The sequence below is a fragment of the Streptomyces regalis genome, from assembly GCF_001509475.1.
Taxonomy (GTDB): Bacteria; Actinomycetota; Actinomycetes; order Streptomycetales; family Streptomycetaceae; genus Streptomyces; species Streptomyces regalis.
Window position 1 is genome coordinate 1 of sequence record NZ_LLZG01000049.1, and the last position, 18,798, is coordinate 18,798.

Genomic DNA, 18,798 nt, shown 5'->3' on the forward strand with positions numbered 1-18,798 from the left:
GCACCCACCGGCACGTTGATCAGCAGCACCCACCGCCACGACAGCACATCGACCAGTACCCCACCGACGAGCCCGCCCGCCGCACCACCCCCCGCACCCACGGCCGTCCAGGTGCCGATGGCCCGCGCCCGCGCCGCCCCCTCCGGCACCGCCGCCGTCACGATCGTCAGCGTCGAAGGCGCCAGCACCGCGGCCCCCAGCCCCTGCACGGCCCGGGCGAGAAGCAGCTGCCAGTCCTGCTGGGCCAGCCCGCCGGCCAGCGAGGCCAGGGTGAACAGGCCGAGCCCGACGAGGAACATCCGCTTACGGCCGTACAGATCCCCGGCCCGCCCGCCGAGCAGCATGAACCCCGCGAAGGCGATCGCGTACGCGTTCACGACCCACTGCAGGCCCTGCGCGCTCAGCCCGAGGTCGGCCCGCATCGACGGCAGCGCCACGTTCACGACGGACACGTCGAGGACGACCAGGAACTGTCCGGCGCACGCGAGCGCGACCACCAGCCAGGTGGGCGGCACGGTACGGCGGGACATGGGGGTGGTGGCGTCAGCGGCTCCGAGCATGACTGTCATGCTCTCAACGACCGACGCTCCTGGCATCGGGAATTCGGACCAGGACGTTCCCCCCTGTCGACCTAGGCCTGCCCCCTGCCCCCTGTCTCCTGCTCTCCCGTCTCCTGTCTCCTGTCTCCTGTCGACCTGGCCCGTTCCCCAAGAGAAGGTCAAGAAATCGTTAGCTGGCCAAAGCATCGGAATAGTTGCCCAGGCACACCGGGTTGATCCCCCACATGACACAAACGACGAACGAACAGCCCACCGGCAGAGCGACCGGCCCCATCGTCCCGGTCCTCGCCTTCGCGGGCATCGTTGTCGCGGTGATGCAGACCCTGCTCGTCCCGGTCATCAAGGACCTCCCGCAGCTGCTGAGCACCACGCCCAGCAACGCCACCTGGGTCCTGACCTCCACCCTGCTCTCCGGCGCCGTCGCCACCCCGATCATGGGCCGCCTCGGCGACCTCTACGGCAAGCGGCGCATGCTGATCGCCAGCCTGGCCGTGATGGTGATCGGCGCGCTGGTCAGCGCGTTCACCAGCACCCTGATACCCATGATCGCCGGCCGCACCCTCCAGGGCTTCGCCATGGGCGCGATCCCCCTCGGCATCGGCCTCATGCGCGACATGCTGCCCCGCGAACGGCTCGGCTCGGCGATGGCCCTGATGAGCTCCTCGATCGGCGTCGGCGGCGGACTCGCCCTGCCCGCCGCGGCCCTGGTCGCCCAGCACGCCGACTGGCACGCCCTCTTCTACGGCGCCGCCGGCCTCGGCGCCCTCTCCATCGTCCTCACCCTCCTCGTCGTACCGGAGTCCAAGGTCCGCGCCGAAGGCTCCTTCGACACACTCGGCGCCTTCGGCCTCTCCGCCGGCCTCGTCCTCTTCCTCCTGCCGATCACCAAGGGCAGCGACTGGGGCTGGACTTCGGGCACGACGCTCGGCCTGTTCGCCGCGTCGGCGGTCATCCTCGCCCTCTGGGGCATCTACGAGCTGCGCACCCAGGCCCCCCTCGTCGACCTGCGCACCACGGCCCGCCCCGCCGTCCTCTTCACCAACCTCGCCTCGATCATGGTCGGCGTCAGCTTCTACGTCGTCTCGCTCGTCCTCCCCCAGCTCCTCCAGCTGCCGAAGGAGACGGGCTACGGCCTCGGCCAGTCGATGGTCGTCGCGGGCCTGCTCGTCGCCCCCCTGGGCCTGACGATGATGTTCACCGCACCCGTCTACGCCCGCCTCTCGGCGAAGTACGGCCCCAAGACCACCCTCATCCTCGGCCTGCTGATCATCGCCATCGGCTACGGCGCCGGCCTCGGCCTGATGAGCGCCCCCTGGCAGAGCCTCGTCATCTCGGTGGTCCTCGGCGCGGGCATCGGCCTCGCGTACTCCTCCCTCCCCGCCCTGATCGTCGGCGCGGTCCCGGCCTCGGAGACGGGCGCGGCGAACGGCCTCAACACCCTGATGCGTTCCATCGGTACGTCCGTGTCGAGCGCCGTCATCGGCATGGTGCTGGCCAACACCGCGAACAACGTCGGCGGCGTCGAGATCCCGACGATGCACGGCTTCCGCGTCTCCTTCCTGATCGCGACCGCCGCGGTCGCCGTCGGCCTCCTCCTGGCCCTCTTCCTCCCGAAGCAGCGCCCGGCCTCCGCCCACCCGCAGCTGCGCGCCAGCAGCGAGGAGGACGCGAACCTGGAGCGCGCGGAGGAGATGCTTCGCGGCTTCCGCGGCCGCGTCCTGGACGCCACCGGCACCCCCGTCGCCCGCGCCAAGGTGACCCTGATCGACCGCCGCGGCCGCCAGGCGGGCGCCACCCTCTCGGCGGAGGACGGCAGCTACGCCCTCACCGTCCCCACCCAGGGCGCCTACGTCCTGGCCGCCCGAGCCGACGGCCACGCCCCGCTCGCCTCGTCGGCCACGCACACGGGCGACGACAGCCCGGTCGAGCTGGACCTGTCGCTGCCGGGGGAGACGGTCACGGCCTGAGCCGCCTGAGATCGCCTGCGAAGGCCTGAGATCCACACCACCCGCACCCCCTGTCGCTTCACCTGCAGGGGGTGCGGCAGCATGGGCGCCCATACGCTCGTACGACTGGAAGGACCCCCATGGCCCCGGCCCCCAAGCCCGAGATTCTGGCCGCGTTCGAGGCGGCGAAGGGCTTCATGCCCGTGGGCGAGGGCCTGGCCCTGTACGCGGCGGCCGTCGAGGCGGGCGACCTCGGCCTCCCGCTCCTCGAGGTCGGCACCTACTGCGGCCGCTCGACGATCCTCCTCGCCGACGCCGCCCGCCAGGCCGGGGTGACGGCCCTCACGGTCGACCACCACCGCGGCAGCGAGGAGCAGCAGCCGGGCTGGGAGTACCACGACCCGGAGACGGTCGACCCCGAGATCGGCCTGATGGACACGCTGCCGACGTTCCGCCGCACGCTGCACAAGGCGGGCCTTGAGGAGCACGTGATCGCCCTGGTCGGCCGCTCCCCGCAGGTCGCGAAGATCTGGGGCACTCCCCTCGGCCTGGTCTTCATCGACGGCGGCCACACCGACGAACACGCGAACGCCGACTACGAGGGCTGGGCCCCGCATGTCGCCGAGGGTGGCCTGCTCGTCATCCACGACGTGTTCCCGGACCCGGAGGACGAGTTCACGGGCCAGGCCCCGTACCGGGTCTACCTCAGGGCTCTGACGTCCGGTGCTTTCACGGAAGTCTCGGCGACCGACTCGCTGCGTGTCCTGCGGCGATCGGGGGCGGGGTTCTGAAGGAGGCGCAGTCGTCCCGTCCGACGACGTCGATGCCTACGCGGTCACGGAGTTCCCCGCCCCCAGCGGCCCACGCGCCCGACAAGTGCACAGGCGAATCGCGACCGCGGGCGAGATCCACACCCCGTTACTGATCTACACGGGGTTGCCTCGCTCGTGATCGGCATGAACGATAGAGCGCCCGTGCCCCCGCTCCGAGGGCAGGGCGCCGCCGTACGTCAGCCTCCTCCGGTCACGCGCCGAGCGTGTCCATCAGGTGGTCGTCGAGATCCGCCATCCAGTCCTCTCGCCGCCACGGCCGCAGCTCCTGCCGCGCCTGGCGGAGCCGAAGCGCGGGCACCCGGCCGCCTGTTGCCGACGCTGCGGCCACACACTCGTGCAGCAGCTCGGCCGCCGCACGGGGCTCACCGAGCCGGATCCGCGCGAGAGCCTGGTCAGTGGTGACAATGGCGCGCTGCACCTGTTCCCGGGGCGCAGACAGTGCCTCTACGGACCGGGCGAACCGATCGTGCGCAGCTCCCGCGTCACCCACATACAGCTCGCATACGCCCTCGAAGCCGCGCAGGTACCCGGGTGAGAACGACGTGGGCGCCGGGTCGTCGGCGTGGTCGGTCTCGATGTCGTACCAAGCCAGCCCGAGCGCTGCCTGCACCTGCCGCTCATGCCCCGCCCGCGCCGCGACCTCCGCCTGCAACGCGTGCGCCCGCGCCCGCGTGAGCGCGCTCTCCCCCGAGCGGGCCGCGCGTACGGCCTGGTCGACCAAATGCCGCGCCTCATCGAGACTCTGCGTCGAGTACAGGGTCACCAGAGCGTGGCTCATGTACACGCCAGCCTGCCGCCACGGCTGCGCGAGGCGACCCACCTCGCGCGTCGCCTCGGCATACAGCGCACGGGAGGCCGTGTCGTCGCGGGTCTCGAAGGCCAGCCGACCGGCCAGCGTCGCCGCAGCGACCGCAACCTCACGGACCTGCGGGACGAGGGGCTCGGGGACCGGGCCGTCGAGCAGGCGACGGCACGTCTCGATGGCGGGAGCCAGGAGCAGTTGCAGTCGGACCATAGGCAGACTGCCGACCTCCGCGTTCACGTCAGACACCACGGAGGCCAGTCCCAGGATGGTCTCCCTCTCCGTCTGCTCCGGGTTCGCGAGGGCTGCGGTGAGCTGGGCTTGGATGGTCGGGGCAAGGAGAGCAAGCATGCCTCCGCCCGTGTCGGTGGCGGCACGCATGACGAGCGTGCGCAGCTCCGCGGTCCGCCGCTCGCTCTCCCCGAGGAGACCGAGGGTGTGCAGGTACTCGGCGAAGTCGGAGCCTGCGCCAAGGGACACCTCACCCGCGGGCGTGCGCGCATAGAGATGAGCGAGGAGCAGTTGGTACCGCTCGTCGGGCATCGTTGGCTTTGGCGACTCCCAGCGGGCGACGGATCGCTGCACGCTGGCCGTGGACGGCAGCGCAGGCTGGTGCAGTCCCTCGGCGAGGGCGATGAGCGCGCGGGCGAGCGCGGCGAGCGACAGGCCGCGCCGATGCCGCAGTGCCTTCAGCCGTGCCGCCCCCGCGGCTCTGCCGTCCATACCGCACATGGTGCAGCAATCGGCGGCTACACGGGCACGATCAGCCGCGGTTTCCCCTGATCGGCTGTGTAGTTGAGGGTCTGCCATGTCCCCGATGACGGCTCGCCACCGTGCGGGAAGCCGATCGTCATGCCCGCGTGGTCGACCATCCATCGGTTCCGGGCGTGGTACGCGGGCGACTTCAGCTCCGATGCCCGGAGTTCGACGATTTTCCTGATCCGGCCACGCATACGGGCTACCGCCTGCCGCGCCTCGGCCGGCTGCTGGTCGACGGTGCCCGGCACGACAATCGTGATGTCGGCGGTCGTGTTCCCGGCGAGCCACAGCAGGCTGAGGCTGTCGATCCCCTTCGCGCCGCCGATGTAGAAGCGCGCGCCGTTGGCGAACGGCCCGAGGTAGTCGGTGAAGAGCCGGGCGTACTCGTCGGGGCTCCGGTGTCCCGTGTTCCGAGTACCCGTGATCGCTACCGTCCGCATGATCAACTCCGTGTCATAGGTTGTCATATGCCGTCCGGTGGGCTGCCGTTGAAATCGTCTGCGTGTGGACATCAACGACCTGCAACGACTTGCCAGTTACCTGGAGGAACGCGGACTCCGGGTCACCCTGGACGGCACCGCGATGCGGCTGGACGTCACGAACCTCCTGAACAGCCGCCTCTCCGAGGAAATCCTCGTCAAGGACGAACGGTATGTCACCGGATTCGACTACGAGATCGGCGAGGCCGGAGGGGAAGCGGAGTGCGCCGACCGCATCGCCCACATCCTTGTCGTCACCACGGAGCGGGCACCGTCGTCGGTCCGTAGTGACAGCCCCGTGACCAGGGCAGCGGGCCCAGCGGAGGTCATCGGATGAAGACGACCATGGACCCGCCCATCACTCTCGGCCTTCCGCTCGACGAACCCATTCCTCCGGACGACTGCGGTGTGTGCCAGGCGCTGGCCCATCAGCGCGCCGAGGCCACTGAGCGCGGTGACCTGTCGCGGGTGTCGGATTGCAACGTCGAGATCCGCAACCACCACCAGCCAACCCGCCGCATGAAGGGGCGGTGAGCATGGACGCGAGCCAGGATGCCGTTACCGCACGGTCGTTCGCCTGGTGCAGCTGGCACAAGAGGTTCAGCGACACGGCGCGTCTCGTGCAACGCGACGACCAGGGTTCCGTATTCGATGCCCGCGGCCTGTTCGCCTGCGCGGACTGCCGCAAGATCCACGGCCTGACGCCGGTTGCCGACCAGCAGTGAGCGAGCCAGAGAAGACCCCGGAGTGCGTCCTCGGCGAGCACGCCCTGTGCTTCGGCCCCCACCAGGTGCGACGTTCCGGCGCGCCCGCCTGGGAGGCACCCATCATGACCGTCCGCTGTGGGTGTGCGTGCCACGCTGGAAGGCCTCTGTCCGGCCGGCCGCGCCCGGCGTAAGCCGGACCGGTCCGGAGCCCGGGCGAGAAGCCGGACGGCCCAGACGGAACGCCTCAGGCATCGGTGCGGGCTCGACGGACCGGCGGGCGGCTATCACGAGCGCGGCGGCCTGCTCGTACAGGCTGGCGAGGTCGAGGGCCTTGCCGATGAGAGGAGACGGGGTGGTGGCCGGAGTTCTCCGGCACGATCATGTTCGAGAACGGCGTGGACGAGACACGCGTCGGTGATGTGCAGCCCGGGAAGATGAGGGCGCACGAGTAGGGCTCGGGACGTTGATCTCTCCGCGATCTGCGTGATGTGGGTCACGGCACTGCCAGAGGCAGGTCCGTCTCCTGTCGAGAGCAGGACTCAGACTCGGGACCCGGCTGGTGTTGCAGTCGCGAGTCGAGGCCGCGCTGTCTCACATACGGTGCGAGCGAGGACGGTCTGATCGCCTCCGACACGGATTAGGTGGCGGATCCATGGAGCCTGCGGAGTACGTGACCGGCCCTTAAGGTGGCAGGCGTGTCGTACGTAGGTCCGGACTTCGATCCTCCCCAGCCCCGCCACAGCCGCCGTCGAACCCTGACCGTCGCGGTCGCTGCACTCGTGCCGGGGGCCCTGCTCGGTTGGGTGATGTACGAGGCCGTGGGCGGCCCCGGCGACGGAGGCGGTTCCGGCAACGCGGCCGTACGGCCGTCGTCCGCGACGCCGTCGAGCACCGCACCGACGGTGTCCGCCACGAACGACGACAAGCCGCCGGGCCCCACCCCCACCACCGAGTCCACCGCCGACTCCACCTCCGCGCCCGCCGCCTCCGGCCCCCTCAAGGGCAAGGTCGTCGTCATCGACCCGGGCCACAACCCCAACAACTTCCAGCACACGGCCGAGATCAACCGCAAGGTGAACATCGGCACGAACTGGAAGGAATGCGACACGACGGGGACGTCCACCAACGACGGTTACACCGAGGCCAAGTTCACACTGGACGTCGCCCACCGTCTGCGCACGCTGCTGCAGAAGCAGGGCGCCACGGTCAAGTTCACGCAGGACGGCGACCGTTCCTGGGGCCCCTGCGTCGACGAGCGGGCCGAGATCGGCAACAAGGCGCACGCCGACGCCGTCGTCTCCATCCACGCGGACGGCGCGGGCGCAGGCCAACGCGGCTTCCACGTCATCCTCCCGGCCAAGGTGAACGCGGGCGCCGCGAACACCGGCCCGATCGTCACCTCCTCCCGCGACCTCGGCGAGCGCATCGCGGGCTCCTTCGTCCGCCTCACCGGCAGCGCACCGTCCAACTACGTCGGCGACGGCACCGGACTCGTCACGCGTAAGGATCTTGGCGGTCTCAATCTGTCAACGGTTCCCAAGGTGTTCATCGAGTGCGGCAACATGCGCGATAGCAAGGACGCGGCGCTGCTAACCAGCGGCGCGTGGCGGCAGAAGGCGGCGCGAGGGATCTCTGAGGGAATCGTGAGTTACTTGGAGGAGTAGGAAGTTCCACCTACTCAAAGCCGCCATGCACATGCTCAGATCTACCTCAAGACGATTGAAGAATCGTATCCCCTACTGATCAACTACTGTCGACCGGCGGCGATCGAAGCCGTCCCTCTTTCGATCATGGGGGATCACTTGAAGCTCCAAACTGTCCAGCGGGGCACCACCGTAGTTGCCTTGTCCTTGAGCCTGCTCGGCATAGGCGCATCGGCACAGGCCACCCCAAGCACGACGAACTCCGATGTCGCGAGCACGGAGACGCCCCGGATTGGGGGCGGGGGCGGCTACATGGGCAAGAGGCTGACTAACGTCCGCTCAATCGGCACCAAATGCGGCAAGACACCCATCGCGATGACCTCGGGTGAGGGCAAGATGACGCTGCGCATAGACGACACTCGATCCACAGGCACGGTACTCTCAAAGCACATCGAGGCTTCAAAGGGCATCATCAGCGCGGGTGTCGGCTGGGATGTGACGAAGTCGCGCAGCATCACGGTGAGCGGTTCAAAGGAAGTACCTAGCGGCAAGCACGGCACCCTCACCGCCTACGTGAAGTACTCCGGGAAGAAGTTCGACGTGCAGGGCCTACTCGCCGTAGGTGGGTGGTACACCTTCCAGAAGAACAAGACCGCCTACAAGCCGATCGGCGTCTGCTTCAAGTACAGCCAGCGATAGCCGAGTCACGTCCAGCCCTTGATGAAGCGGCCCGCCGGAGATATCCCGGCGGGCCGCTTCTCGTAGCGAACAATCTTGCAGTCCACAGTACCTCTCATAGCCACACTTGAACCTCGTCGACCGAACTTGATCGAAATTGCGGGCATCGCGTCACATTCCCTGGGCCGACATCCATTTCCTTGCAGTAACCCGAACGTAGGGCCGTCATCGACGATATTGTCGTCCATGCCTATAGCGGCGACAGCAACGCTCAGCACGAAACACGAAGGACTTGAAGTCATTCGCTCCCCGGCCTGAGGCCGGAGCGCATCTCTCAGTTGAGGGACGCGCTCATGTTTGACCAGCCCAAGTCATCACCATAGGAGGTGCATCCGATGACTACGTTCAGTTCACGTGAGAAGACCCACCGCGCCGTGCTTCCTCAGCGGCGCGCTCTGGAATCCGCAGGCGCAGACAACCCTGGGAGCAGGGACGAAACGGCTTGTGGACTCCCGACCGCCGTGTCGGGCACGGGTTCTGAACATGGGCGAGGGGAGATCCTGCCGGAGGGCATCCGTCCGGCAGGGCGTCACCCCAACCCCGCTCCAGCGGGGAAGGGCGAGGTCCGTGAGGGCCATCCAATGGTGTTCGTTTTGGATAAACACCACCAACCACTCATGCCATGTACGTCGGCCCGCGCCCGCAAACTCCTCAGTCAGGGCCGGGCCGTCGTGCACCGTCACACCCCTTTTGTCATCCGTCTCAAAGACCGTACCGCCGCCGCCTCCGAAGTGACCGGCGTGGAGTTAGGTATCGACCCAGGCAGCAGATTCACCGGAATCGCCTTGTTCCGCACAGTCGGCGACGCGAACGAAACCGCACGCCACGGCCTGTTCGCAATCGAGCTTGCACACCGAGGCGGACCGATCAGCGACAGGCTCACATCCCGATCCACGCTGCGGAGGGCACGGAGACAGCGGAACCTCCGCTATCGAGCTCCGCGCTTCAACAACCGCTCACGGCCAGAAGGCTGGCTCGCTCCGTCCCTGCGGCACCGGGTGGAGACCACCACCGCGTGGGTAGACAGGATCGCCCGATGGGCCCCCGTACGCACGGTGCATGTAGAACTCGCCGCCTTTGATACTCAGGCCATGAGCGCGGGCAAGTCTGCGTCCGACGCGGAGTATCGACGCGGCACGCTGGAGGGAATGGAAGTGCGCGAGTACCTCCTGACAAAGTGGAGCCGGGCGTGTGCCTACTGCGGAGCAACCGGCGTCCCCCTCAACATCGATCACATTCACCCGCGATCCCGAGGCGGATCCGACCGCATCTCCAACCTCACCCTCGCCTGCGTTCCCTGCAATGAAAGGAAAAGCAACAGGCCGGTCGAGGACTTCCTCAAGAAGAAGCCTGCCCGGCTTTCGAAGGTCCTTCAACAGGCGCAGGCTCCGCTCCGGGACGCCGCCGCAATGAACGCGACCCGCTGGGCGCTTGTCCGGACACTCGAAGCCCGGCACGAGGACGTGCGGCCGTCATCCGGTGGCCGAACAAGATGGAATCGCCAGCGCACGGCAACGCCTAAAAGCCACACCCTGGATGCCCTGTGCGTCGGCGTCTTTGAAAGCGTGGCCCGCCACCCGGCAACCATTCATGTGGTGATGGCGACTGGACGCGGAACCTACCGTCGCACCTCCCCCGACCGGTACGGCTTCCCCCGCCTCAGTCTGCCCCGCACCAAGCAACACTTCGGCTACGCAACCGGCGATCTGGTACGCGCAAGTGTCCCCACCGGCAAGAGGCAGGGCAGCCACACCGGCCGCGTCGCAGTCCGCGCCACCGGCAACTTCAACATCAAGACCCTCCGTGGACTCGTCCAGGGGGTTCACCACCGGCACGTCCGTCTCCTCCAACGAGCCGACGGCTACGCCTACGCCACACGGACCGAGGCCACATGTGCCTGACCTGTACGGTCTCAATCTGCCAACGGTTTCCGAGGCATTCAGCAGTCCGGGCGGCAGCGCGATAGCAAGGACGTGGCGCTGCTGACCAGCGGCGCGTGGCGTAGGTCGGGCGGCCGTGGAATCTCTGAGGGGATCGTGAGTTTCCTGCGTGGGTAGTGATCCACGAGCTGATCCCGGCGGACAGCCTCGTCGGTCGGACGATAAGGTCGTCCGTACGATGAGGGGCCACCCCCGCGCTTCACCCAGGGGCCTGACGGCGACATGGTGACAGCGACGCCTCTACCGACGACGAGACGACCTACGAAGGACCTTTGAAGTGAATATCCGCTCCCTCACTCGAGGCGACGGCGTGGTGATCGGAGCAGCGGTGTTGCTGTTCATCGCGTCTTTCCTCGACATCTACTCGATCGATGGGGCTCCTGACAGCGCCGAACTCCCCAACTCTTGGGAGAGCGGACCGGTCCTGATGGGGGTCGTCCTCGCGGGCATCATCGGCGCTGCGCTCGTCGTTGTCCCCCACGCCCTGCCGCAGGTCCCCAAGGTGGCCGGCCTCGACCTAGGTCAGTTCGGCACCGCGTTCACGGTCTTCGCCGCCTGGGCCACGCTTGGGAACATCTTCGACCCACTCGGCGGCACGGACAACGTCGGGGCCGCTTCGGACAACGGCGTCAGTGCCGGAATCGGCCTGATCCTCGCTCTCATCGCCACCCTGGCCATGGCCGCCGCAGCCATCGCTGCCCCGCTCGTCCCGGCCCTCAAGGGCCCCCTCATTCCCGCCCCGCGGCAGCCCTCCCCTCAGCCCTACGGCGCTCAGCCGCCCGGCGGTTACGGCTACCCCGGTGCTCAGCAGCCGCAGCAGCCGTACGGTGGGCAGCCGCAGCCCGGGCAGCCCTTCGGTGGGCAGGCGCAGCAGCCGCAGCCGCAGGCGCCCGCCGCGGACTTCTCGCCGTTCTGGTTCGCCGTGCCCGTGGCGCGGCCGCTGTTCGCGGAGGACGGTTCGCCGACCCCGATCGCCGAGCTCGCGCCGGGCACTTGGTACCTGGCCGTGGAGCAGCGCGGCCCGGCCCTGGTCGCGCAGACGCAGGACGGCCGCCGTGGCGTGCTGCAGGACACGTCGGGCATTCAGCGCGGCTGAACCATACAAACCCGTACGACGGCCCTTCACCCTTCCCGGTGAGGGGCCGTCGTCGTACAGTCGCAAGCCTCCACGCAGAGCTGACGTACCGTCAGGAGGCAGATATGCGGCTCGGGCTCGCACTCGGCTACTGGGGGCGCGGCCCCTCCGCGGACCATGTGCCCCTCGCACAGGAGGCCGAGCGGCTCGGCTACGAGTCCGTGTGGACCGCGGAGTCCTGGGGTTCCGACGCCTTCACGCCGCTCACCTGGATCGCCGCGCAGACCTCAAGGATCAAGCTCGGTACGGCGGTTGCCCAGATGGCGGCCCGCTCCCCCACGACCACCGCCATGCACGCCCTCACCCTCGACCACCTCTCCGGCGGGCGCATGATGCTCGGGCTCGGGTTGTCGGGGCCGCAGGTGGTGGAGGGGTGGTACGGGCGGCCGTTCCCGCGCTCGCCGCTGACCGCCACGCGCGAGTACGTCGATGTCGTGCGGCAAGTGCTGCGGCGCGAGGCGCCGGTCGAGCTCGACGGGCGTTTTCACTCCCATCCGTATCGCGGTCCGGACGCCAGCGGCATCGGGAAGGCGCTGAAGGCGATCACCCATCCCCTCCGGCCCGACCTGCCCGTCCTCCTCGGCGCCGAGGGGCCGAAGAACGTCGCGCAGACCGTCCGGATCGCCGACGGCTGGCTGCCGTTGTACTGGTCGCCGAGCAGGCCCGAGGTGTACGGGGAGGCGGTGGCCGCGGATCTGCCGGACGGCTTCCTTGTCGCCCCCATGGCCCGTGTCCAGGTCTGTGACGACGTCGCCGAGGGGCTGGTCCCGGTCAAGGTCATGCTCGGGTTCTACATCGGCGGCATGGGGCACGCGGCCCGTAACTTCCACGCCGACCTCATGGCTCGTATGGGGTATGAGGAGGAGGCTCGGCGGATTCAGGAGCTGTTCCTCAGCGGGCGCAGGGAGGAGGCCGTCCTCGCCGTCCCCGACGCCTTCGCCGACGAGATCTCCCTCGTCGGTCCTCGTGAACGCATCGCCGAGCGGCTGGAGTTGTGGCGGAAGGGGCCGGTGACCGATCTGCTGGCGCTGGCGCCCGATCCGCACAGCCTGCGCGTGCTCGCCGAGCTCAACACATGAGTGGCTGAGCCGGCCAAGACGTCACCAGAAGATCGCCAACGCCTCCAGCGTCGCCTCCCGCGTGTCCTCGCGCCACCCCGTCATCTTGCCGAGGCAGCGGGCGGTGAAGGTGCCGGCGGGGATGGAGCGGCGGGCGTTGCCCGAGGCCACGACGCGTATGTAGACGGGGGGTTGCTGGTCGGCGTATTCCGCGCGTAGGACGAAGCCCTCCGTGGTGTCCGGGACCCGGGTGAACTCCGCCCGCACCGAGACGAACTCCCCTATGCGGCTCAGGTGTACCTCGCGGTCGTCGCCGAGTCGGTCGGCGAGGGCGCGGTTGGGGACGACGGTCAGGGTGGGCAGGTCGGCGTGGACGATGACGTCGGCGCGTTCGAAGGCGTCGATGAGCATGCCGATGACGTTGATCGGCTTGTCCTTGCGGACGAACTTGCGGAACGTCTCCTGGCTGACGTCGCGTTTGGCGCGGAACAGCCAGGCCAGGAACCGGGTCCACAGGCCGACGCTCGTGTCGACCTTCGTCCGCAGTTCCACGGCCTCCTCCAGCGCGGACCGGTAGTTGCCGATCTCGTAGAGGTCCATCACGGACTGCTCGTCCAGGTACAGGCAGATGCTGTACGCCGACTGCCACCGGCGCATCCGGCGGCGCCGCTCGCGGGACTGGCGTACCAGGACCACCGCGAGTACCGCCGTGCCGAGGGCCGTCACCAGCCAGACCGCCATCCACGGCCACCACATGCTCCACCACAGTGCGTCAGTGACAGCCACGGATCTCCTTGAACGCCTCGGAAAGGGACGAGTCGGCGGCGTCGACCATCCGCCCGCCCGTCTGCGCCGCCGCGCGCCGCAGTTCGCCCGCGTCGGCCTCGCCGAAGTGGACGGGGTAGGTGGGGACGTCCGCGCGTACGGCGGCGGGCAGCGCCTGGTGGCGGCGTACGAAGTCCTCGTAGGCGAGGCCCGCGTTGTTCTCGCCGTCCGTCATCAGGACGAGGGAGACGGAACGGTCCGGGTCGGCGGCCAGTTCGCGGGCGGCGGTGCGGTAGCCGTGGTCCAGGGCGGACCATACGGCCGTGGCGTCGCCGTAGCCGCCTCGGGCGACTGTGCCGGCCAGGGTCTTCAGGTCCTTCGGGCCGGTCACGGTCACCGTCTTCTCCTCCAGGACGCGGCCGCCGAAACGGATCACCGTCAGCCGCTCGCCCCGGTAGAAGCGGGTGAACTTGCCGGACGCCGTGGAGTCCGCGCCGCTCAGGTCGGCGAAGGCCTCGCGCAACCCCGCCATCCGGTCACCGCGCATCGAGCCCGAGAAGTCGAGCAGGAAGACGACCTGGTCGGTGGCGGGTCGGTTCGGGTCGCCGTAGTCGTTCAACAGGGCGTCGATGACCTCGAGTTGGTCGGGGAAGTACAGCGCGTTGCCCACCGGCTCGCGCAGCTGTGGGTTCCGGGTGACCGTCGTGTTGACCGGACGGCGCAGGGTGCGCTGCATGATCTTCTGCTGCGTCGAGTCGCGCTGGAGCCACTGCGTGACCTCGGCGTAGGCGGCGCGGTGGGAAGCGTCGAGGAGGAGCAGGGGGAAGTCCGCGAGGACCATGCCGTCCTCGGGGCGGACGACCTCCAGCCGGTCGTCGAGGCGGTCGGTGGCGTTGAGGGCGAGCAGGTCGGACTCGTAGGTGATGAGGGCGTTGGCCCGGTCCTGGTGGTCGGCGTACGCGTCGACGAGGGCGGGCCCCGTGTCCGCGGTGAGGGTGTGGCCGGAGCGGAAGCCGCGCAGGCGGTCGCAGGAGACGTCGCCGGGGCGCAGTGCGCCGCCCGTGCCGGCCGCGGCGGTGGCGACGCCGACCAGGGCGGCGAGTCCGCCGGCGGAGTGCCGGGGGTCCGCCATCCCGAAGCGGACCGTGCCGGTCGCGGCGGCGTCGGCGATGTCCGCCCAGGTGAGGCGGGAGCCGGGCACCCCGGCGCGGAGCTTGCGTGCCACGTCCGGTCGGAGGCCGATGACCACCGGGGACGTCATGGTGGCCGTGCGCTGCAACCCCTGTACGGCGCTCTTGGCGGTGAGCCGCAGATAGCGGTCGGAGGACAGCCAGGCGAGGTCGTAGCGGGCACGGTCCGGGGCCTTCGTCTCGGCGTCGGGCCGGAAGTCCAGCCGGAGGTCGACGCCGGTCGCCTCCTTCAACTCACCCAGCAGGGGGGTGAGTACGGCCAGGTCGGGGCTCGCGAGCACGCGCAGCCGGACGGGCTCGTCGGCGTCGCCGCCCGAGCAGGCGGTGAGTACGGCGGTCACGAGCGCCAAGCAGAGTGTCAACAGGCCTGCCTTCAACAGGCCTGCCCGGCGCCTCACTTGGCTTCGCCCTTCCGGTCCGGGCAGTCACCGACGATCTTGATCATCTGCTCCAGGAGGGTCAGCGGGGGCAGGACCGCACGGGTGTCGTCGGAGGAGGTGGTGGGCACGGGGATGTGCCGTTCGGTGAGGAACTCGGTGAGTTCGTCGCCGGTCGTGCCGCCGCTGTTCGTGTTGCGGGCGCGGAAGCCCAGTTCCATGGCGCGGTGCTGGAGTTCGGGATCCTCGCTGACCAGTTCGCCGAGCCGGGCGCCGTCGCCGGTCAGCGCGACGAGTTGGGGTTCGGTGACGAAGCGTGTCGAGGGGTAGAGCAGGACTCGTTCGTCGTCCGCGCTGCCCTTCTGGGCCTGGTGGCGGATCTGGTGGGCGAGGAACTGGTGCTCGTAGATCACCGAGATCGGGGCGATGCTCTGGCCGTCGGGGGACAGATACGTTTCCGCCCGCTCGGAGCTCGGCAGGCCTTGTTCGACGAGGAGCGGCTTGATCTTCTGGGCCAGCTTCGCGGCCTCCTGCTCGTCGTCCGGGGCGTCGTTCTGGTTCTCGACGAAGGCGACGAGGCCGAGGTAGGTGCCGGCGGAGTTGGACTCGCAGATGTCGGAGGTCTGGGCGAGGATCTTGTTGCCGTTGCGCACGTGTTCTTCGTCGGGGTCGATCTCGTCCCAGCGATACCCGCCCGCCTTGCGCGGCTCGTCGCCGTCCTTCTTGATGCCGCGCGCGAGATGCAGGAACTTCTGCATCTCGAGGGTGTAGTACATCGGCCGGCCGGCCGGGGTCGGCTGCGCCGACGCGACCTTCGCGTCGACGAGCGCCTCGGCGTAGTTCCGGTACGTGGCCAGCACGATGGGGCTGACGAACGGGCGGTACAGAAGCACCGGGCGGTTCGCCTCGGCGCGCTCGCGGCTGATCAGGTCGGCGGCGGGCTGGCCGGAGGGGAAGACGACGTCGTATCCCTCGAAGTCCTGGTTGGCGATCTCGCGGGAGCCCATGCTCGTGATGTGCACGCGGAAGCCGTGTTTCATCAGGAGCCGCTCGACCTCGGGATCCTGGAAGAAGTCCCGCTTCGAGGCCATCTTCGCCTCTATGGTGACCACCTGCCGCAGCGGTAACAGCAGGTTCCCGCCGGCCACGAGGAGGACCAGGCCGATGACGGGGACGGGCAGCGCCAGCGCCAGCGCTCTGCGCAGACGGCGGCGCGGGGGTCTGGTGACGACCAAGCGGGGTTCTTCGGTAACGGGTCTGTTCTCGGGCACCTGCGGTCTCCCCCCGTGGCTCGGGCAGGAATCGTCGGTGATCACGTTTACCACCGAACGACCCTGTAGGGAACGCCAGTTGAACGTAATGTCCCGTTCGGCTTGCGGTGACAGGGTTTCAGTCACGCCGTGAGGGCTACCCGGAGGGTATGTCCCCCTCGATATCGCAATGATGCCAGTGGGCCAATCAGGCGGGCACGGTCATCGCGATCGTTGCGCGACCTGTTCACGTTCGACGAGGAGTGGGCGAGGGTCGTGGCGGGGTACGGCCTGGCGGCGGTCGTGTACTTTTTCGTGGGCCACGCCATTGCCCATCGGGTCCACCGCCACTGACGCGCCTACGTCACCGAGCTCAGGCGCAGCAGTCCGGGTCCAGTCCCGTCGGCAGGCGATCCCCGCCGAACACCGCACACGTCGCCTCGTGCCCGCCCAGCGCCGCAACGGCCAGCAACAGCGAACCAGCCGTCCACGTCGTCAGCTCCCGCGGCCATATGGCGTCGTCCTCGAAGACGTACCCGGTCCAGTACAGCCCGCTCTCCGAGTCCCGCAGATGCTGAATGGACTGGAGGATCTCCAGCGCCCGGTCGGACTCGCCCATCGCCCAGAGAGCAAGGGCGAGTTCGGCGGACTCGCCGCCCGTCACCCACGGGTTGGGCACGACGCACCGCACCCCGAGCCCGGGGACGACGAAGCGGTCCCAGCCTTCCTCCATACGGGACTTGGCCTCGGCGCCCGTCAACGCGCCGCCCAGCACCGGGTAGTACCAGTCCATCGAGTAGCGGTCCTTGTCCAGGAACCGCTCCGGGTGACGACGGATCGCGTGCCGCAGCGCTCCCGCCGCCAACTCCCAGTCGGGCTGCGGCTCTTCACGCTGTTCGGCGATCGCCAGTGCGCACCGCAGCGCGTGGTGGATCGACGACGAGCCCGTCAGCAGCGCGTCCGCGGTCGCCGTGCCGTCGTCGTCGCGCCGCCAGCCGATCTGTCCGCCGGGCTGCTGGAGTTGGAGGACGCATTCGATCGCCGCGTAGACGGACGGCCACATGCGGTCCAGGAACGTGTCGTCGCCGGTGGAGAGGTAGTGGTGCCAGACGCCTACGGCTATGTAGGCGACGAAGTTGGTCTCGCGGCCGGTGTCGGTGACGTCGTCGAAGGCGCCGTCCGCGTAGGCGGCGTACCAGGATCCGTCCTCGTTCTGGTGGGTCGCCAGCCAGCTGTACGCCCGCTCGGCGGCCTCGTGCTCACCGGCCGCGTCCAGCGCCATCGCGGCCTCGACGTGGTCCCACGGGTCGAGATGGTGCCCGCGGAACCAGGGGATCGCGCCGTCCTCCCGCTGGACGCCGAGGATCCCTGCGACGGTCTCGGCGGCCTGCTCGGCGGTGAGGACCCCGGGCAGGACGAGGTGTTCTGTCCGGGGGGTGGTCACTGGGCGTCCACCCGGGGGAGGTGGGGCTTGGTCGCGTACGCCACGAAGCTCTTGCCGATCAGCGGGTTCAGTGCCTGTTCGGCGACCCGGGTGGCCAGCGGTTTCTTCATGATGTCCCAGACCAGCAGCTTGTGGTACGCCCGCACCGGCAGCGCCTTGTCGTTGTCGACGCCGAACGCGCACTTCAGCCACCAGTACGGCGAGTGCAGGGCGTGGGCGTGGTGAGTGCCGTACGGCTTCAGGCCCGCCTCGCGGATCTTCGCGAGCAGCTCGTCCGCCTTGTAGATGCGGATGTGGCCGCCCTCGACCTCGTGGTAGGCGTCGGACAGCGTCCAGCAGACCTTCTCCGGGCCGTAACGGGGGACGGTGATGGCGATACGGCCGCCGGGCTTCAACACCCGCACCATCTCGGCGAGTACGCCCTTGTCGTCCGGGATGTGCTCCATGACCTCGGAGATGATCACGACGTCGAAGGACTCGTCGGGGAAGGGCAGGGCGAGCGCGTCGCCCTCCATCGCCGTGGCGGTCGCGCCCTCCGGTGCCTCGCCGGCCTCCTTCATCGCCGCGAACCACTTCGCGACCTCGCGGATCTCCTCACCGTTCTGGTCCAGCGCCACGACCTGGGCGCCGCGCCGGTAGCACTCGAACGCGTGCCGGCCGGCACCGCAGCCGAGGTCCAGGACGCGGTCGCCCGGGGCGAGCGGGAACCGGGAGAAGTCGACGGTCAGCACGTATGCCTGCTTTCGCGGTCGGAACGGTTGGAGGGGCGGGGGTCGATGGTCATATGCACGGCGCTCACTGGGCGCCCTCAGTGACGCGAGCGGGCTCACCGGCCCTGGCGCCCTCGGCCAGCCGGGCGGGCTCACCGGCCCCGGCGCCCTCGGTCAGCCGGGCGGACTCGCCGTTCCTGGCGGCCTCGACCAGCCGCGCGGACTCGCCGCTCTTCGCAGCGCCGGTCCCGCAGGCGGACTCGCCAGCCCCGGCCACCTCAGCCACACGGGCGGGCTCACCGGCCCCGGCGCCCTCGGTGACACGGGCAGACTCACCGGCCCCGGCGGCCTCGGTCAGCCGGACGGACTCGCCATTCCTGGCGGCCCCGACCAGCCACGCGGACTCACCGCTCTTCGCAGCCCCGATCCCACGAGCAGGCTCACCGGCCCCGACCGCATCAG

General features: G+C 69.2%; 18 protein-coding genes and 2 pseudogenes. 11 read left to right on the forward strand and 9 right to left on the reverse strand.

The window, feature by feature from the left end:
- On the reverse strand, positions 1-560 hold a 560-nt coding region (locus tag ADL12_RS09515; RefSeq protein ID WP_167364394.1), incomplete at its 3' end, for an MFS transporter.
- Between the two features lie 224 nt (positions 561-784).
- On the opposite strand from ADL12_RS09515, the gene ADL12_RS09520 reads away from it, so the two are divergent.
- A complete protein-coding gene (locus tag ADL12_RS09520) occupies positions 785-2,527 on the forward strand; it encodes an MFS transporter (RefSeq protein ID WP_062700534.1) in 1,743 nt (580 codons plus the stop codon).
- A 119-nt stretch (positions 2,528-2,646) separates the two neighbouring features.
- Complete coding sequence (locus ADL12_RS09525) at positions 2,647-3,297, forward strand: class I SAM-dependent methyltransferase (protein ID WP_062700536.1); 651 nt, start codon at positions 2,647-2,649, stop codon at positions 3,295-3,297.
- Between the two features lie 232 nt (positions 3,298-3,529).
- Here ADL12_RS09525 and ADL12_RS09530 read toward each other — a convergent pair whose 3' ends face one another.
- Together ADL12_RS09530 and ADL12_RS09535 are read right to left on the reverse strand one after the other, a co-directional pair.
- Complete coding sequence (locus ADL12_RS09530; RefSeq protein WP_208614506.1) at positions 3,530-4,864, reverse strand: NsdA family TPR-like regulatory protein; 1,335 nt, start codon at positions 4,862-4,864, stop codon at positions 3,530-3,532.
- A gap of 26 nt (positions 4,865-4,890) precedes the next feature.
- Positions 4,891-5,340 (reverse strand): LOG family protein, encoded by a 450-nt coding sequence (locus tag ADL12_RS09535; RefSeq protein ID WP_244187846.1) that lies wholly within the window; start codon positions 5,338-5,340, stop codon positions 4,891-4,893.
- 64 nt (positions 5,341-5,404) lie between these two features.
- Here ADL12_RS09535 and ADL12_RS09540 point away from each other — a divergent pair, with 64 nt between their 5' ends.
- The 9 genes and pseudogenes from ADL12_RS09540 to ADL12_RS09580 all read left to right on the forward strand — a co-directional run bounded on the left by ADL12_RS09540 (position 5,405) and on the right by ADL12_RS09580 (position 12,621).
- Positions 5,405-5,716, forward strand: a complete 312-nt coding sequence (locus ADL12_RS09540; protein ID WP_062700540.1) for a hypothetical protein — start codon at positions 5,405-5,407, stop codon at positions 5,714-5,716.
- A complete protein-coding gene (locus ADL12_RS09545) occupies positions 5,713-5,913 on the forward strand; it encodes a hypothetical protein (protein ID WP_062700543.1) in 201 nt (66 codons plus the stop codon). The genes ADL12_RS09540 and ADL12_RS09545 overlap by 4 nt, the downstream gene beginning before the upstream one ends.
- Before the next feature lie 2 nt (positions 5,914-5,915).
- Positions 5,916-6,104: a hypothetical protein gene (locus ADL12_RS09550; protein WP_062700544.1), complete on the forward strand. Its 189-nt coding sequence runs from the start codon at positions 5,916-5,918 to the stop codon at positions 6,102-6,104.
- Between the two features lie 677 nt (positions 6,105-6,781).
- Entirely contained in the window at positions 6,782-7,750 is a 969-nt protein-coding gene (locus tag ADL12_RS09555) for an N-acetylmuramoyl-L-alanine amidase (protein ID WP_062700546.1), read from the forward strand.
- Between the two features lie 180 nt (positions 7,751-7,930).
- A complete protein-coding gene (locus ADL12_RS53850) occupies positions 7,931-8,428 on the forward strand; it encodes a hypothetical protein (protein WP_159053123.1) in 498 nt (165 codons plus the stop codon).
- Between the two features lie 620 nt (positions 8,429-9,048).
- The gene (gene iscB / locus ADL12_RS09570; protein WP_279617133.1) at positions 9,049-10,368 is read left to right on the forward strand and encodes an RNA-guided endonuclease IscB; all 1,320 of its coding nucleotides are present in this window, start codon (positions 9,049-9,051) and stop codon (positions 10,366-10,368) included.
- Positions 10,367-10,524, forward strand: a pseudogene (locus tag ADL12_RS56280) (N-acetylmuramoyl-L-alanine amidase); the annotation flags it as partial. The gene iscB and the pseudogene ADL12_RS56280, both read left to right, overlap by 2 nt.
- Before the next feature lie 160 nt (positions 10,525-10,684).
- Positions 10,685-11,503: a DUF5336 domain-containing protein gene (locus ADL12_RS09575; protein WP_062700552.1), complete on the forward strand. Its 819-nt coding sequence runs from the start codon at positions 10,685-10,687 to the stop codon at positions 11,501-11,503.
- 104 nt (positions 11,504-11,607) lie between these two features.
- Complete coding sequence (locus ADL12_RS09580) at positions 11,608-12,621, forward strand: LLM class F420-dependent oxidoreductase (protein ID WP_062700554.1); 1,014 nt, start codon at positions 11,608-11,610, stop codon at positions 12,619-12,621.
- 21 nt (positions 12,622-12,642) lie between these two features.
- Here the strand turns inward: ADL12_RS09580 and ADL12_RS09585 are convergent, their stop codons facing one another.
- From ADL12_RS09585 to ADL12_RS09610, 6 genes and pseudogenes are all read right to left on the reverse strand, one after another.
- On the reverse strand, positions 12,643-13,386 hold the full coding sequence (locus tag ADL12_RS09585; protein WP_159053125.1) for a hypothetical protein: 744 nt from the start codon (positions 13,384-13,386) through the stop codon (positions 12,643-12,645).
- Complete coding sequence (locus ADL12_RS09590) at positions 13,373-14,896, reverse strand: vWA domain-containing protein (RefSeq protein ID WP_244187849.1); 1,524 nt, start codon at positions 14,894-14,896, stop codon at positions 13,373-13,375. The genes ADL12_RS09585 and ADL12_RS09590 overlap by 14 nt, the downstream gene beginning before the upstream one ends.
- 53 nt (positions 14,897-14,949) lie before the next feature.
- Positions 14,950-16,167, reverse strand: a complete 1,218-nt coding sequence (locus ADL12_RS09595; protein WP_244187847.1) for a hypothetical protein — start codon at positions 16,165-16,167, stop codon at positions 14,950-14,952.
- 388 nt (positions 16,168-16,555) lie between these two features.
- A complete protein-coding gene (locus ADL12_RS09600; protein WP_062700559.1) occupies positions 16,556-17,626 on the reverse strand; it encodes a prenyltransferase/squalene oxidase repeat-containing protein in 1,071 nt (356 codons plus the stop codon).
- Entirely contained in the window at positions 17,623-18,357 is a 735-nt protein-coding gene (locus ADL12_RS09605; RefSeq protein ID WP_062700561.1) for a class I SAM-dependent methyltransferase, read from the reverse strand. The genes ADL12_RS09600 and ADL12_RS09605 overlap by 4 nt, the downstream gene beginning before the upstream one ends.
- Before the next feature lie 64 nt (positions 18,358-18,421).
- Positions 18,422-18,798, reverse strand: a pseudogene (locus tag ADL12_RS09610) (hypothetical protein); the annotation flags it as partial.

Bases quoted from the DNA above. Each gene is read 5' to 3' on its own strand.
- ADL12_RS09520 (WP_062700534.1), top strand. From the start codon at position 785: ATGACACAAACGACGAACGAACAGCCCACCGGCAGAGCGACCGGCCCC.
- ADL12_RS09525 (WP_062700536.1), top strand. From the start codon at position 2,647: ATGGCCCCGGCCCCCAAGCCCGAGATTCTGGCCGCGTTCGAGGCGGCG.
- ADL12_RS09530 (WP_208614506.1), bottom strand. From the start codon at position 4,864: ATGGACGGCAGAGCCGCGGGGGCGGCACGGCTGAAGGCACTGCGGCAT.
- ADL12_RS09535 (WP_244187846.1), bottom strand. From the start codon at position 5,340: ATGCGGACGGTAGCGATCACGGGTACTCGGAACACGGGACACCGGAGC.
- ADL12_RS09545 (WP_062700543.1), top strand. From the start codon at position 5,713: ATGAAGACGACCATGGACCCGCCCATCACTCTCGGCCTTCCGCTCGAC.
- ADL12_RS09550 (WP_062700544.1), top strand. From the start codon at position 5,916: ATGGACGCGAGCCAGGATGCCGTTACCGCACGGTCGTTCGCCTGGTGC.
- iscB (WP_279617133.1), top strand. From the start codon at position 9,049: ATGGTGTTCGTTTTGGATAAACACCACCAACCACTCATGCCATGTACG.
- ADL12_RS09580 (WP_062700554.1), top strand. From the start codon at position 11,608: ATGCGGCTCGGGCTCGCACTCGGCTACTGGGGGCGCGGCCCCTCCGCG.